Annotated in this window: 13 protein-coding genes and 1 tRNA gene; 8 read left to right on the top strand and 6 right to left on the bottom strand. The window is 68.8% G+C overall.

The window, feature by feature from the left end; genetic code table 11:
* Window positions 1–16 precede the first annotated feature (16 nt).
* The gene (gene rutA, locus JC881_RS24800) at window positions 17–1,129 is read right to left on the bottom strand and encodes a pyrimidine utilization protein A (RefSeq protein WP_198788375.1); all 1,113 of its coding nucleotides are present in this window, start codon (window positions 1,127–1,129) and stop codon (window positions 17–19) included.
* Window positions 1,130–1,345: 216 nt separating this feature from the next.
* Here rutA and JC881_RS24805 point away from each other — a divergent pair, with 216 nt between their 5' ends.
* The 3 genes from JC881_RS24805 to JC881_RS24815 are packed head-to-tail and all read left to right on the top strand — an operon-like array spanning window position 1,346 to window position 3,427.
* Window positions 1,346–1,798: a YybH family protein gene (locus tag JC881_RS24805; protein WP_198788376.1), complete on the top strand. Its 453-nt coding sequence runs from the start codon at window positions 1,346–1,348 to the stop codon at window positions 1,796–1,798.
* A gap of 38 nt (window positions 1,799–1,836) precedes the next feature.
* The gene (locus tag JC881_RS24810; RefSeq protein ID WP_198788440.1) at window positions 1,837–2,859 is read left to right on the top strand and encodes a YheT family hydrolase; all 1,023 of its coding nucleotides are present in this window, start codon (window positions 1,837–1,839) and stop codon (window positions 2,857–2,859) included.
* 4 nt (window positions 2,860–2,863) lie between these two features.
* Window positions 2,864–3,427, top strand: a complete 564-nt coding sequence (locus JC881_RS24815; protein WP_198788377.1) for a DUF2946 family protein — start codon at window positions 2,864–2,866, stop codon at window positions 3,425–3,427.
* A 67-nt stretch (window positions 3,428–3,494) separates the two neighbouring features.
* Here the strand turns inward: JC881_RS24815 and JC881_RS24820 are convergent, their stop codons facing one another.
* The 4 genes from JC881_RS24820 to JC881_RS24835 all read right to left on the bottom strand — a co-directional run bounded on the left by JC881_RS24820 (window position 3,495) and on the right by JC881_RS24835 (window position 10,190).
* Window positions 3,495–4,142 carry a c-type cytochrome gene (locus JC881_RS24820; RefSeq protein WP_198788378.1) on the bottom strand — a complete coding sequence of 216 codons (648 nt, stop codon included), beginning with the start codon at window positions 4,140–4,142 and terminating at the stop codon, window positions 3,495–3,497.
* A gap of 116 nt (window positions 4,143–4,258) precedes the next feature.
* Complete coding sequence (locus tag JC881_RS24825) at window positions 4,259–5,680, bottom strand: efflux transporter outer membrane subunit (protein WP_198788379.1); 1,422 nt, start codon at window positions 5,678–5,680, stop codon at window positions 4,259–4,261.
* The gene (locus tag JC881_RS24830; protein WP_198788380.1) at window positions 5,673–8,837 is read right to left on the bottom strand and encodes an efflux RND transporter permease subunit; all 3,165 of its coding nucleotides are present in this window, start codon (window positions 8,835–8,837) and stop codon (window positions 5,673–5,675) included. The genes JC881_RS24825 and JC881_RS24830 overlap by 8 nt, the downstream gene beginning before the upstream one ends.
* 15 nt (window positions 8,838–8,852) lie before the next feature.
* A complete protein-coding gene (locus JC881_RS24835; protein ID WP_198788381.1) occupies window positions 8,853–10,190 on the bottom strand; it encodes an efflux RND transporter periplasmic adaptor subunit in 1,338 nt (445 codons plus the stop codon).
* A 182-nt stretch (window positions 10,191–10,372) separates the two neighbouring features.
* Here JC881_RS24835 and JC881_RS24840 point away from each other — a divergent pair, with 182 nt between their 5' ends.
* From JC881_RS24840 to JC881_RS24860, 5 genes are all read left to right on the top strand, one after another.
* Window positions 10,373–11,041, top strand: a complete 669-nt coding sequence (locus JC881_RS24840) for a TetR family transcriptional regulator (RefSeq protein WP_443083374.1) — start codon at window positions 10,373–10,375, stop codon at window positions 11,039–11,041.
* A gap of 43 nt (window positions 11,042–11,084) precedes the next feature.
* Window positions 11,085–11,159: transfer RNA gene (locus JC881_RS24845), tRNA-Arg, on the top strand.
* Window positions 11,160–11,315: 156 nt separating this feature from the next.
* Window positions 11,316–12,536, top strand: a complete 1,221-nt coding sequence (locus JC881_RS24850; protein WP_198788383.1) for an MFS transporter — start codon at window positions 11,316–11,318, stop codon at window positions 12,534–12,536.
* Between the two features lie 214 nt (window positions 12,537–12,750).
* On the top strand, window positions 12,751–12,972 hold the full coding sequence (locus JC881_RS24855; protein WP_198788443.1) for a hypothetical protein: 222 nt from the start codon (window positions 12,751–12,753) through the stop codon (window positions 12,970–12,972).
* Between the two features lie 71 nt (window positions 12,973–13,043).
* Window positions 13,044–13,772, top strand: a complete 729-nt coding sequence (locus JC881_RS24860) for a glutathione S-transferase (protein ID WP_198788384.1) — start codon at window positions 13,044–13,046, stop codon at window positions 13,770–13,772.
* A gap of 16 nt (window positions 13,773–13,788) precedes the next feature.
* Here the strand turns inward: JC881_RS24860 and rsmI are convergent, their stop codons facing one another.
* Window positions 13,789–14,733, bottom strand: a complete 945-nt coding sequence (rsmI, locus tag JC881_RS24865; RefSeq protein ID WP_198788385.1) for a 16S rRNA (cytidine(1402)-2'-O)-methyltransferase — start codon at window positions 14,731–14,733, stop codon at window positions 13,789–13,791.
* Window positions 14,734–14,777: the final 44 nt, after the last annotated feature.

Below are 14,777 nucleotides of genomic sequence, written 5' to 3' on the forward strand. Positions count from 1 at the left end.
CGCGTCTTCCTTTTTTTCAGGCCGCAAGGCGCTCGGGCTCGACCTGCGAAGGCACGGGGCTCTGCACGTGCGCACGGCTCTTCATCAGCGGCTGGATGCGTTCGCCGAAGGCCTCCACGCCCTGCACGAAGTCGTCGAAGGTCAGCAGCACGCCTTCGGTGCCGGGCACTTCGGCCACTTCGTCGAGCAGGCGCGCGACGGTTTCGTAGGAGCCGACCAGCGTGCCCATGTTGATGTTCACCGCCGAGGTCGGGTCGGCCATCTGGCGCACGTTGGTGTCTGCGCCCGACTTGGTGTCGGCCGCGCCCTGCTGCCCGAGCCAGGCGATGGCCTCGTGGTCGGCGCCGGCCTTGTAGTGCTCCCACCTGGCGCGCGCGGCTTCGTCGGTTTCGTCGGCAATCACCATCATCAGCACGTAGGTGGTGACATGGCGGCCGGTCTTGCGCGCGGCCTCGATGAGCTTTTCGGCCGCGGGCGCGAAGGCCGTGGGCGTGTTCACGCCCTTGCCGAAGCAGAAGTTGTAGTCGGCGTACTTGGCGGAGAAGTCCATGCCCGCATCGCTCTGGCCGGCGCAGATCACCTTCATGTCGGCCTGCGGCCGCGGGCTCAGGCGGCAGTCGTCCATCTGGAAGTGCTCGCCCTTGAAGTCGCTCTTGCCGGTGCCCCAGAGATCGCGCAGCACCTGGATGTATTCGGAGAGGTATTGGTAACGCGTGCCGAAGAACTGGTCGCCGGGCCACATGCCCATCTGCGAATACTCGGGCCGCTGCCAGCCGGTGACCAGGTTCAGGCCGAAGCGGCCGCCGGAGATGGAGTCGATGGTCGAAGCCATGCGCGCGACGATGGCCGGCGGCATCACCAGCGAGGCGGCGGTGGCGAAGAGCTTGATCTTCGTCGTGACGGCGGCGAGCCCGGCCATGAGCGTGAAGGACTCCAGGTTGTGGTCCCAGAACTCGGTCTTGCCGCCGAAGCCGCGCAGCTTGATCATCGACAGCGCGAAGTCCACGCCGTAGTGCTCGGCCTTCAGCGTGATCTCCTTGTTGAGCGCGAAACTGGGCTTGTACTGCGGTGCGTTCTCGGAAAGCAGCCAGCCGTTGTTGCCGATGGGAATGAAGATGCCGACGTTCATGAAGGGCTCCTGTTGCGGGGTTGAGGAGCCCTATGCATGGCGCGTGCCAGTCGGAGAAGTCTTTTCAAATCAACGGGTTACGGTTTTTCGGTGTTTGTGTTCCGACCATTTGGTCCAAAGTGGAGCAGGCGAACCGAAAGAATTGCGGCGGCGCGGTGCGGGCCGGACCAAAGCGGTGCAGCGTCCGCGTCACGAACGGCACGGCAAAATCACGCCATGCCCAAGACCCCACACCGCGCCGCCGCGGCCATCGGCGGCACCGCCGACGATGTCGAGGCGGCTTTCTACGAAGCGCTGCAGCGCGGCGACATCGACGCGCTGATGGCCTGCTGGGCCGACGAGGACGAGGTGTTCTGCGTGCACCCCGGCGGCCCGCGGCTTGTGGGCAACGTGGCGATCCGCGCGGCCTTCGAGCAGATGTTCGGCAACGGCGCGATCCACGCGATGCCGGCGCGGGTGCGCAAGATCGAGTCGCTCGCGAGCGCCGTGCACAACGTGCTCGAGCGCATCGAGGTGCTCACCGCCGAAGGCCCGCGCCATGCCTTCGTGCTGGCCACCAACGTCTATCACAAGACCGCGCAGGGCTGGCGCATGGTGGCGCACCATGCGAGCCCGGGCAGTGCGCGGGAGCCCGACGACGCGAACGATCCGCCCCAGACCCTGCATTGATGTCTTCCGCCGATTCCTCTTCTTCTCTTCGATCGTCGATGGGCTACGTGGCGCCGCGCTGGCTGCCCGGCGGCAACCTGCAGACCATCTGGGCCGCGCTCCATGCGCGCCGCTTCGACGGCACCGCACCCGTGTACCGCCGCGAGCGCTGGAATGCACCCGACGGAGACTTCATCGACGTCGATTTCATCGATGCGCCGTTGCCGGGTCCGCGGCCGCTGCTGGTGCTGTTCCACGGGCTCGAAGGCTCGTCGCGCAGCCATTACGCGGAGGCTTTCGCGGCCTTCGCGGCCGAGCACGGAATGGCCTTCGCGGTGCCGCACTTCCGGGGCTGCAGCGGCGAGCTGAACCTCGCGCCGCGCGCGTACCACTCGGGCGATTACGAAGAGATCGGCTGGATCCTGCGGCGAATGCACGCCCAGTACCGCCTGGCCGGTGGCGGCCCGGTGCTGGCCGCGGGCGTCTCGCTCGGCGGCAACGCGCTCTTGCGCTGGGCCTGCGAGGCGGGCGACACGGCGCGCGAATCGGTCGCCGCCGTGGCCTCGGTCTGCGCGCCGCTCGACCTGGCCGCGGGCGGCGAGGCGATCGGCCGCGGCTTCAACAGGCTGGTCTACACGCGCATGTTCCTTGCGACCATGAAGCCCAAGGCGATGGCCAAGCTGGCGCAGTTCCCGGGCCTCTTCGACCGCGAGCGGCTGCTGGCCGCGCGCGACCTCTACACCTTCGACGATGTGTTCACCGCGCCGCTGCACGGCTTTCGCAATGCCGACGACTACTGGGCGCGGGGCTCGTCCAAGCCGCACCTGGGCCAGATCCGCGTGCCCACGCTGGTGGTGAATGCGCTCAACGATCCGTTCATTCCGGCCCGGAGCCTTCCGGGGCCGGGCGAGGTCGGGCGGCACGTCACGCTGTGGCAGCCTGCGCACGGCGGGCATGTGGGCTTTCCGCTCGGGCTGCCGCCGGGGCATGTGCGCGGGATGCCGGAGCGCGTGGGCAGCTGGCTGCAGTTGCACGGCGGCGTTTCGGCTGACGCTTTCGCGCCGCAACCGGCAGGAGAATGAATCGATGGACGACATCGTCAAACAGGCGCTCGCCAAATGGCCCAACGTGCCGCACTGCTACGGCTGGCTGGGGCTCGACGCGCGCGGCAACTGGTACATGCGCGACGACCGCACGCAGGCCGAGGGCCCGTTCCTGCAGGCCAAGGGCTCGATGCTGCGGCACGACAAGCTGATCGACTTCATCCACCGCAACTACGAGCACGACGACGACGGGCAGTGGTTCTTCCAGAACGGCCCGCAGCGCGTGTATGTGGAACTGGAGGCCGCGCCGCTGGTCTGGCGCGTGGCGGACGAGGGCGGCGGGAAGTTCACCGTCGCGGCCCACACCGGCCAGGCGGTCGATGTCTCGGGCTGCCTGCTCGACGAGGCGGGGCGGCTCTATCTGGTCGCGCCGATCGGGCTCGGGCTGGTGCACACGCAGGACGTGGGCATCGCGGCCGAGGCGATCGAGCAGGGCCTGTGGACGCCCGAGGCGGTGCAGGCCGGCGATTTGCCGCAGCGCTTCGGCCACGTCATGAGCCCGGCTGAACGCCATGCGGGCGCCGCCGACGCGCTATCGAAACAATAGTTCAGGGGCGCGCATCGCCCACAAAAAAGCCGGCGCTGGGCCGGCTTTTTCGTTGGGGCGAAGCGGATTACTTGGCCGGGGCGGCAGCCGTCGAGGCTGCGGCAGCAGGTGCCGATGCGGCAGCGGCAGGTGCAGCACCCGAAGCGCCTTCCGCGGGCGCTGCGGCCGCTGGCCGGTCGGGCACCGGGAACTTGGCGCCGCCGGCGTTGGCCATGTAGACCACCGCGCGGCCGATTTCGAGGTCTTCGAAGTCGCCGCCGCCCTGGGGAGGCATCGCGCCCTTGCCCTTGAGCGCATGTTCCAGCAGCGTGGCGTAGCCCTGGCCGATGCGGGGGCCCCAGGCTGCGGCGTCGCTGTAGTGCGGCGCGCCGGGAATGCCCGGTGCGCCGTGGCAGGCGATGCACTGGGCCTTGAACACGGCCTCGCCGGCGGTGAGCGGGCGGTTGGCGTCGCGGATCTCGATGACGCCGACCTTCTTGAGGCGGTCGGCCACTTCCTTGTCGCGCGATTCCTTCGAGACCCCGTAGAGCGCCATGTTGTCGCCCTCCGCGGTGCCGGCGGGCTTGGTGCCCGAGACCACGTAGGCAACAAGTCCCACGATGATCAGGATCGGTGCAATGAAGGAGAAAAATACCGCGAGCAGCAGTTGCTTCGGGTTCTTGATGGGGCCGGTATGGGCTTCTTCTGTGGCCTGGTAGTGCGGGTCTGCGCTCATGGCGTCCTCAATAACGGGGGCTCGTCGGGGGGCTTTTTCTAGATCAACCGACGATTATAGAGAGGCCCCCCGCCCCGGCGGGCGATTGGCCTCCCGATATCGGGCGCGCAAGCGCCTCAACCCTTGTCGCGCGTTGCCCAGCCGCCACCCAGCGTCTTGTACAGCGTGACCTGGTTCTGCAGTTGCAGGAGCCGCGCGTTGACCGCCAGTTGCTGCGCCGTGAAGAGCGACCGCTGTGCATCGAGGAGGTCCAGCGCGCTGGCAATGCCGTTGCGGTAACGCAGGTCCGAGAGCTTGAAGCGCACCGCTTCCGCGGTGGCCTGCGCGCGCTGCGCACGCACCTCTTCGCCCAGCGTGGCGCGGCCGGCCAGCGCATCGGCCACTTCGCGGAACGCGGTCTGGATCGACTTCTCATACTGCGCGACCGCGATCTCGCGCCCGGCCTTGGACGATTGCAGCGTGGCCCAGTTGCGGCCCGCATCGAAGATCGGCAGCGTGACCGTGGGCGCGAACGACCAGGCCTTGGAGCCGCGGTCGAACAGGCCCGAGAACTCGCTGCTCGCCGTGCCGATGGAGCTGGTGAGCGACACGCGCGGGAAGAAGTTCGCGCGCGCCGCGCCGATGTTGGCGTTGGCGGCGATCAGCTGCTGCTCGGCCGCGCGGATGTCGGGTCGCTCGATCAGCATGTCCGAGGGCAGGCCCGCGGGCACGTCGGGCATCGGCTGGATGCCGTCCAGGCCCTTGCTGCCGCCCGAGAGGGCCGTCGCCGGCACCGGCGCGCCCAGCAGCAGGGCGAGTGCGTTCTCGTCCTGCATGCGCGCGCGCTGCTGCTGCGCATAGGTGGCGCGGGCGCTTTCCGCGGCCGTGTTCGCGGCCTGGAAGTCGATTTCGGACGACACGCCGTTGTCGAAGCGCAGCTTTGCGAGGCGCACCGATTCCTCGCGCGTGACCATCGTCTGGCGCGTGATCTCCAGCAGTTCGTCGTCGGCCAGGAGCGTGATCCAGCCGGTCGCGACCGAGGCGATCAGGCTGATCTGCGCGGCCTTGCGCGTTTCCTCGGTGGCCAGGTACTGCGCCAGCGCCTGGTCCTTCAGCGCGCGGATGCGGCCGAAGAAGTCCAGCTCCCAGGCCGTGAAGCCGAAGTTCACGCTGTACTGCGAGGCCACGCTGCCCTGGCTCGCGTCGATCGCCTGGTAGGCATTGGGGCTCGAGCGCGAGCCCGAACCCGTGAGGCCCAGCGCCGGGAAGAGCGCCGAGCGCTCGATCTGGAACTGCGCGCGCGCCTGCTCGATGTTGAGCACCGACACGCGCAGGTCCCGGTTGTTCGCCAGGGCGGTCTGGATCAGGCCCGCCAGGCGCGGGTCGGTGAAGAAGTCCTGCCACGGCAGGGCCGCGGCCGCCGGGCCGGCCGGCTGCGACGGGTCACCCGGGAAGGTGGTCGGCACCGGCGCGGCGGGCCGCTCGTAGGTCGGGATCAGCGAGCAGCCGGCCAGCAGCATCGCTGCGGCCAGGGCCGTGGGAATCAGTTTCTTAGTCATGCTTGGGTTCCTCCACGATGCCGGCGGCTTCGGCATGCCGCTTGTCGGCCTCACGCTGGCGCGCGCTGCCCTTGAACAGGGTGCGCACGACGACGAAGAACACCGGCACGAAAATCACGGCAAGGGCCGTACCGGTCACCATGCCGCCGAGCACGCCGGTGCCGATGGCGCGCTGGCTGGCCGAGCCGGCGCCCGAGGCGATCACGAGCGGCACGACGCCCAGACCAAAGGCCAGCGAGGTCATCACGATCGGGCGGAACCGCAGGTGGGCCGCGGCCAGCGCCGACTCGACGATGCCCTTGCCCTGCGCCTGCAGGTCCTTGGCGAACTCGATGATCAGAATCGCGTTCTTCGCCGAGAGGCCGATGATGGTGATCAGCCCCACCTGGAAGTACACGTCGTTCGAATAGGCGCGCAGCATCGTTGCCAGCAGCACGCCCAGCACGCCGAGCGGCACCACCAGGATCACCGCCAGCGGGATCGACCAGCTCTCGTACAGCGCGGCCAGGCACAGGAACACCGCCAGGATCGCGAAGCCGTACAGGATGATGGCCTGCGAGCCCGCGAGCTTTTCCTCGCGCGACTGGCCGGTCCATTCGAAGCCGAAGCCTTGCGGCAGCTGCGCGGCGAGCTTTTCCATCTCGGCCATCGCGGCACCCGTGCTGAAGCCCGCGGCGGCGTCGCCGCTGATGCGGATCGCGGGGTAGCCGTTGTAGCGCACCGTCTGCGTGGCGCCCGTGACCCACTTGGTGGTCGCGAAGGCCGACAGCGGCACCGGCTGGCCCTGCGTGTTGCTGGCGTTCAGGCGCAGCAGGTCGTCCGGCTGCATGCGGGCTGGCGCATCGGCCTGCACCACCACGCGCTGCAGGCGCCCGCGGTTCGGGAAGTCGTTGATGTAGCTGGAGCCCAGGCCCGTGGAGAGCGTCGCATTGATCGCATCGAAGCTCACGCCCAGGGCGTTGGCCTTGTCGCGGTCGATGTCGATCTGCAGCTGCGGCGCATCTTCCAGGCCGTCGGGGCGAACCTGCGAGAGGATCTTGCTCTGCCCGGCCATGCCCAGGAGCTGGTTGCGTGCGTTGATGAGCGCCTCGTGGCCCGCGCCAGCGCGGTCCTGCAGCCGGAAGCTGAAGCCGCTGGCGTTGCCCAGTTCGGGAATGGGCGGCGGGCTCAGCGGGTAGATGAAGGCGTCGCGGATGCCCGAGAGCGCACCGAAGGCACGGCCGGCCAGCGCGCTGGCCGAGTGGGCCGGGTCCTTGCGTTCTTCCCAGTCCTTCAGCGTCACGAAGGCAAGGCCCGCGTTCTGGCCCTGGCCCGAGAAGCTGAAGCCCATCACGCCGACCATGCTCTGCACTTCGGGCTGCTTCAGGATGAAGCCCTCGACCTGCTGCATGACCGCCAGCGCGCGTTCCTGCGTCGCGCCCGGGGGCAGCTGCACGTTCACGATGATGTTGCCCTGGTCTTCGGCCGGCAGGAACGAGCTGGGCAGGTGCGTGTAGGTGTAGGCCACCGCGCCGATGATCGCCACGTAGATGATCAGGTAGCGCGCGGCGCGGCGCAGGATGCGCGCGACGATGCTTTCATAGCCCTTGGCCGTGCGCGAGAAACCGCGGTTGAACCAGCCGAAGAAGCCGCGCTTCTCGTGGTGGTGGCCCGCTTCCACGGGCTTGAGCAGCGTGGCGCACAGCGCCGGCGTGAGCGACAGCGCCATGAAGGCCGAGAAGGCGATCGAGGTCACCATCACCGCCGAGAACTGGCGGTAGATGTTGCCGGTGGAGCCCGCGAAGAACGCGAGCGGCACGAACACCGAGATCAGCACCACCGTCACGCCGATGATGGCGCCGGAGATCTGCTTCATGGCCTTGCGCGTGGCTTCAAGGGGCGAGAGCCCTTCCTCGCTCATGATGCGCTCGACGTTCTCGACCACCACGATCGCATCGTCCACCACGATGCCGATCACCAGCACCATGCCGAACATGGTCAGCACGTTGATCGAGAAACCGAGCGCGAGCAGCGACGCGAACGTGCCCAGGAGCGCGATCGGCACCACGATGGTCGGGATGATCGTGTAGCGCCAGTTCTGCAGGAACAGGAACATCACCACGAACACCAGCGCCACGGCTTCCAGCAGCGTCTTGACCACTTCGGTGATCGAGATTTGCACGAAGCGCGAGCTGTCGTACGGAATATTCCACTTCACGCCCGGCGGGAAGAAGCGCTCCAGCTCGGTCATCTTGGCGCGGATCGCCTTGGCCGACTGCAGCGCGTTGCCGTTGGGCGTGGGCTGCACGCCGATACCGACCGCGGGCACGCCGTTCAGGCGCGCCGAGGTGGAGTACGACTGGCCGCCCAGTTCGACCCGCGCGACGTCTTTCAGCCGCACGGCCGAGCCGTCGGTGTTGGCGCGCAGCACGATGTTCTTGAACTGCTCCACGTTGGCCAGCTGGCCGTTCACCACCACGGTGGCCGCGATGGCCTGGCCGGGAATGTTGGGCAGGTCGCCGATGGAGCCGGAGGACACCTGGGCGTTCTGTGCGCGGATCGCGTTGTTCACGTCGGTGGCCGACAGGTTGAAGCCCTGCAGCTTGGCCGGATCGACCCAGATGCGCATGGCGTTCTCGGTGCCGAAGAGCTGCGCCTGGCCCACGCCGACGACGCGCTGCAGCTCGGGCACGATGTTGCGCGAGGCGTAGTCGCCCAGCGCGACCGGGTCGAAGTCCGGGTTGTCCGAGGACAGCATCGCGAACAGCAGGAAGTTGTTGCGCGACTTGTCCACGCGCACGCCCTGCTGCGTCACCGCGGCCGGCAGGCGCGGCGTGGCGCGGGAGAGCCGGTTCTGCACGTCCACCTGCGCGAGGTCGTCGTTGGTGCCGGCCTCGAAGCTGATGGTGATGGAGCCGGTGCCGTCGGCCTGGGCCACCGATTCCATGTAGATCAGGCCCGGCGAACCGTTCATTTCGCGCTCGATGACGGACAGCACGCTGTCCTCGAGCGTCTGGGCCGAGGCGCCGGGGTAGGCGACGTTGATCACGATGGCCGGAGGGGCCACCGGCGGGTACTGCGAGATCGGCAACTGCGTGATTGCCACGCCGCCCATCACCAGGATGAACAGCGCGATCACCCAGGCAAAGATCGGTCGGTCGATAAAGAATTTGGCCATGCGGCGCGCTCCTGATTACTTCTTCTCGGCCGGCGCGGAAGCCTGGCCGTTGGCGGCGGGGGCTGCCGCGGGTGCGGCGGCCGGTGCCGCTGCAGCCGGTGCGGCTGCGGGGGCGGCGCCCGGTGCAGGTGCTGCGGGAGCAGGGGCCGCGTTCGGGTCCGGCTTCTTCCACGGCACGGCCTTCACGGGCGTTCCGGGCGGCATCATCTGCAGCTTCTGGAAGCCGTCGACCATCACCTGTTCGCCGGCCTTCAGGCCGTCCAGCACCACCCACTGGTTGTCCTTGGCGGCGCTGATCTTCACGGTGCGCTTGCTGATCTTGCCGTCCTTGTCGACCACCGAGACGGTGTCGCCCTGCTGGGTGCGCGTGACGGCCTGCTGCGGCAGCGTGATCGCGTTGGTGGCCTGGGCCTGCTCGAGCTTCACGCGCACGTACAGGCCGGGGAGCAGCTCGCCCTTGGGGTTGGGCACTTCGGCGCGCAGCGTGACCTGGCCGGTGGTCGAATCCACCGTGAGGTCGGAGAACAGCAGCTTGCCGGGCAGCGGATAGTCGCTGCCGTCTTCCAGCACGACGCTCACGCTGGCGGCTTCCTCGCCGCCGGCGCGCTTGTACTGGCCGGCGGCCAGCGCGCGGCGCAGCTTCAGCACATCGGAGGCCGACTGCGTGAAGTTCACGTACACCGGGTTGATCTGCTGCACCACGGCCAGCTCGGTGGCGTCGCCCTGGCCCACCAGCGCGCCTTCGGTCACGAGGGCGCGGCCGATGCGGCCCGCGATGGGGGAGGTCACGTCGGCATAGCCGAGGTTGATCTTGGCGGTCGTCACTGCGGCGCGGCCCGAGGCCACGTCGGCTTCAGCGGTCTTTTGCGAGGCGACGGCGGTGGCGTATTCCTGCTTGCTTACCGCGTTGGCTTCGACCAGCGGCTTGTAGCGGTCGGCCAGGGCCTTGGCCTGCACGGCGTTGGCTTCGGCGCGGGCCAGCGTGGCCTGGGCGTTCTGCGAAGCGGCCACCAGCGGTGCCGGATCGATGCGGAACAGGAGCTGGCCGGCCTTCACGTCGCTGCCTTCGCGGAACTCGCGCTTGAGCAGGATGCCCGAGGCCCGGGCGCGGACCTGCGCGATGCGCGAGGCCTCCAGGCGGCCCGGCAGTTCGGTCACGAGGCCGACATCGGTCGGCGTGGCGACCACGACGCCCACTTCGGGCGCGGGCCGGGCTCCGCCGCCTCCTGCGCCGCCCGGGCCGGCGGGTGCATCGCCCTTGCCGCAGCCCGCGAGGACCAACAGGACAACGGCGGCCACGGTCGCGAGACGCGGCGAAAAGGACGATGGGCGCGAGACATGCAGGAGAGGCATGCGATTCCTTTGAAGCGAAGACGGGAGATGGCGGTGTGTTCGCACTGCGAACAGGATGACAGCATAAACAGCCGGGCCATCGGGGAAGCCCGGTAGTTTACATACATTCATGGATGTATAGTGACTCTGTTAATGGCCCCACGATAAGCAAGGGGCGTTCGCTTTACAAATCAGGAGACTTGGTGGCACGTCGTACGAAGGAAGAGGCATTGGCCACGCGGAATCGGTTGCTCGATGCCGCGGAGCTGCTGTTTCAGGCGCAAGGCGTCTCGCAGACCTCGCTGCAGCAGATCGCGCAGCAGGCCGGCGCGACGCGCGGCGCCATCTACTGGCACTTCAAGGACAAGGCCGACCTCTTCAACGCGATGATGGAGCGCGTCATCCTGCCGCTGGAGGCCGCGCCCAAGAGCGATGCTGCCGCCGCGAGCGACGATCCGCTGGTCGAGATCGAGGAGGGCATGGTCCACGCGCTGACCCTCATGACCACCGACCCGCAGGTGCGCCGCGTGTTCGACGTGGCCACCCACAAGGTCGAATACACCCACGACATGGCCTCGGTGCAGCAGCGCCACCTGGATGCGCGCAACGCCTGCGTGGTCGATTTCGAAAAAGCATTGCGCCTGGCCGCGCGCCGCGCCCACGTCAAGCTGCCGGTGCCCGGCCACGTGGCGGCGCAGGGCATGCATGCGCTGATCAGCGGCCTCATTCAGAACTGGCTGCTCGACCCCGAGGCCTTCGACCTGGTGCCCACGGGCCGTCGCACCTTCCGCGTCTATCTGGCGGGGCTCGGCTTCGAGCGGCCGGCCGCCGACGCGGTGGCTGCGAACGAAGCCGAAAGCGCCGTCGCCTGATAGGCGATAATCTCTGGCTCCGGAGGTTTTCCGGAGCCTATCTCTCGCTGTATTTCAACGGATAGAATTCGGCCCTCCGAAGGCTGAGATCCAGGTTCGATTCCTGGCGGCGGGACCAGATCCAAAGCCGGAAGCTTGCAAAAGCTTCCGGCTTTTTTCATGACGGTCTGACGAATCCGGGCATCGGCGAGACAATCGCCGCGCTTGTCGTCCGCTCTTTGTCCGCGCTGCGTTCGCGCTGCGGGCCGGGGCCGCAACCCGGACCTTTCCGCGCATGTCATCGCCGCTCCCTGCTCCAACCCCCACGCCTGCTTTTTCCCTGTGGCGCATCGCCGTGCCGGCGTTTGCGCCTTCGTTGCTCTTCGGGCTGGGCGAGGGCGCCATCCTGCCCATCGTGCCGTTGACGGCGCGCGACCTGGGCGCGTCCGTGCCCATGGCCGCGCTGGTGATCGCGATGATCGGCATCGGCTCGCTGTTCAACAACATCCCCGCTTCGATGATCACGATGCGCTGGGGCGAGCGCTGGGCCATCGTCGCGGCGGGGGTGTGGAGCGGCCTGGGCATGCTGCTGTGCGTGCTGACCTCGCACCTGGGGTTGTTCGCCGCGGGCTGCTTCATGGTGGGCATGTCGCAGGCCGTCTACAACCTCGCGCGCCAGAGCTACATGACCGAGGCGGTGCCCATCGAATACCGCGCGCGGGCGCTCTCGACGCTGGGCGGCGTCATGCGCATCGGCATGTTCGCCGGGCCGTTTATCGCGGCCGGAGCGGTGCATCTGTTCGGCCTCTCCGCGGCTTACGTGGTCGGCATCGTGGCGGTGATGGGGGCCGCGGCCATCGGCGCGCGCATTCCCGACCTGGAGGCGCCGCCGGTCCCGGCCGGGCAGGCGGTGCCGGCCTCGACCTCCGTCCTCTCGACCCTGCGGGACCATCGGCGCGTGTTCCTCACGCTGGGCCTGGGCGTGGTGCTGGTCAGCGCGGTGCGGGCCTCGCGCCAGGCCGTGATCCCGCTGTGGGCCGACCACCTGATGCTGGCGCCCTCGGTGGCCTCGCTGATCTACGGCCTGGCGGGCGGCATCGACATGCTGGTGTTCTATCCGGCCGGCAAGGTGATGGACAGGAAGGGCCGGCGCTGGGTCGCGGTGCCTTCGATGCTGATCATGGGGCTGGCGATGCTGCTGATGCCGCTCACGACCGGCGTCGTCACGCTGCTGCTCGCGTCGCTGGCGATCGGCTTCGGCAACGGCATCGGCTCAGGAATGATCATGACCATCGGCGCCGACCACTCGCCGCGCCACGGCCGCGCGCACTTCCTGGGCATATGGCGCCTGATGTCCGACATCGGCTCCTCCTGCGGCCCGGCGCTGCTGTCGCTCCTGGCGGGCGGGCTGTCGCTGGCCGCGGGCATCGCCGTGACCGGGCTGATCGCCTTCGCCGCGGCGGGAACGCTGGCGTACTGGCTTCCGCGGAAGGTGATTGCAGCGGTCCGGAAGTGATCGCCGACACTGCCCGGCAGCGGCATCGCCGGGGCCCGATGCGGTACCATGGCTTTCCCCCCGTTGGGTGAGACTCCTGGCGGTGAGACCCCTGCAAGACCGGAAGCCTCCCAAGGCGTCCGGTCTTTTTCTTTCCCCCTCGACGTTCTCCCCCACGACCATTCACCGCGCGCCGGCGTCGCTTCGCCACCGCGCACATGCAAGATTTCCATCGATGACGGAGTTGACTGATCTGGACGAGGCCAGCCTGGCGGAACATGCCGCGGAGTGGCGCCGACGCGCGCTGCGCGGCGAGAAACAGGCGCGCGGCATCGCGCATGCCCTCGAGACCGAGATGCGCCGCCGCTCCGGCGACACGCTCACCCAGAACATCGACCTCGACACCCGCCCGCAGGCGCTGCGCCTGGCGCCGCGGCCGTGGTGGAAATTCTGGTGAGCCTGTCGGACCGCGCCGCCTGAGCGTCCCGGCCGGTTGCGGGGTCCGGCGGACCCTGACACCATGGCCGCATGCCTTACCAACTCCATTACTGGCCCACGATCCAGGGCCGCGGTGAATTCGTGCGGCTCGCGCTCGAAGCAGCGGGTGCCGACTATGTCGATGTGGCGCGGCTGCCCGAATCCAAAGGCGGCGGCGAGTCCGCACTCGGCGAGCGGCTCGGCGACCCCAACAACGCCCGCGCCGCGTTCGCGCCGCCTTTCCTCGTGGACGGCGACATCGTGGTGGGCCAGACCGCCGCGATCCTGCTGTACCTCGGGCCGCGCCTGGGGCTCTCGGGCGTCGGCGAGTCCGACGGCCTGTGGACCCACCAGCTGCAGCTCACCATCGCCGATGTGGTGGCCGAGGCGCACGACACGCACCATCCGATCTCGACCGGCGCCTATTACGAAGACCAGCGCGATGCGGCCGTGCAGCGCGCGCAGTCCTTCCGGGAAGAGCGGATTCCCAAGTTTCTGAACTGGTTCGAGCAGGTGCTCCAGCGCAACCCCGCGGGGGACCTGCACCTGGTCGGCGACATGCTGACCTATGCCGATCTCTCGCTGTTCCAGCTGGTGGACGGGCTGCACTACGCGTTCCCGAAAGCCGCCGCGCGGGCGCTCGCCCGCACGCCGGCTATCGAGAAACTGCACGCCAACGTCAAGCGCCGCCAGCGCGTGCACGACTACCTGCAGAGCCCGCGCCGCATCGCGTTCAACGAGGACGGGATCTTCAGGCGGTATGCGGAGCTGGACGGCTAGTTAGTCAGTCGCTCGGCTAGTCGCCGCCGTCATTGCGGATGCGCAGCGCGGTTTCGTAGAGCGCATTGCGCGGCGCACCGCTGATCTCGGCGGCCAGCCGCACCGCGGTTTTCACCGGCAGTTCGGCCAGCAGCAGTCGCAGCACGCGCTCGCCTTCCGCGCCGCCGTCGCCGCTCACCGCGACCGGGTGCAGCACCAGCGCGAATTCGCCCCGGATGCGGTCACGGTCCGCGCCGAACCAGTCGGGCAGGGCGCTCGCCGCCACCGTCGCGATGTCCTCGAACTGCTTGGTGAGCTCGCGGCCCACGGTGACGCGGCGCTCGCCCAGCACGGCGAGCGCACGCGCGAGGCTTTCGATGCGGTGCGGCGCCTCCAGCAGCACCACGGCGCGCGGCTCCTGCGAAAGCGCCTGCACGGCGGTGTCGCGCTCGCCGGACTTGGTCGGCAAGAAGCCCGCGAAGACGAAGGCGCTGCTGGCGTTGCCGTCGGCGCCGTCCGCCACGAGCCCGGCGGCGCCGATCAGCGTCGTGACGCTGCTCGCGCCCGGCAGCGGCAGCACGCGCTGGCCCGCCGTGCGCACCGCGGCGACCAGCCGCGCTCCGGGGTCGCTCACGCCGGGCGTGCCGGCGTCGCTCACGTACGCGATGCGCTCGCCCTGCGCGAGGCGCGCGACCACCGCCTGCGCGGCCTCGGCCTCGTTGTGCTGGTGCACTGCGAGCAGCCGGGCGCCGGGGCGGTCGATGCCGTAGGCGCGCAGGAGGCTCTGGGTGTGGCGCGTGTCCTCGCAAGCGATCACGTCCACCAGCTGCAGCACGTGCAGCGCGCGCAGCGTGATGTCGGCCAGGTTGCCGATCGGCGTGGCAACGACGTAGAGCGTGGCCTGCGGATAATGCTGCGCACCCGCGGCGTCGTGCGCGGCCGCAAGGGCGGCGCCGAAGGAAGCAGGGGCGAGTGAAGCCAAGAGGTTTCTCCGTGAGAGCGATCGACAAAAAAGAGAAGACGGCA

Source organism: Variovorax sp. IB41 (genome assembly GCF_016405905.1).
Lineage (GTDB): Bacteria > Pseudomonadota > Gammaproteobacteria > Burkholderiales > Burkholderiaceae_C > Variovorax.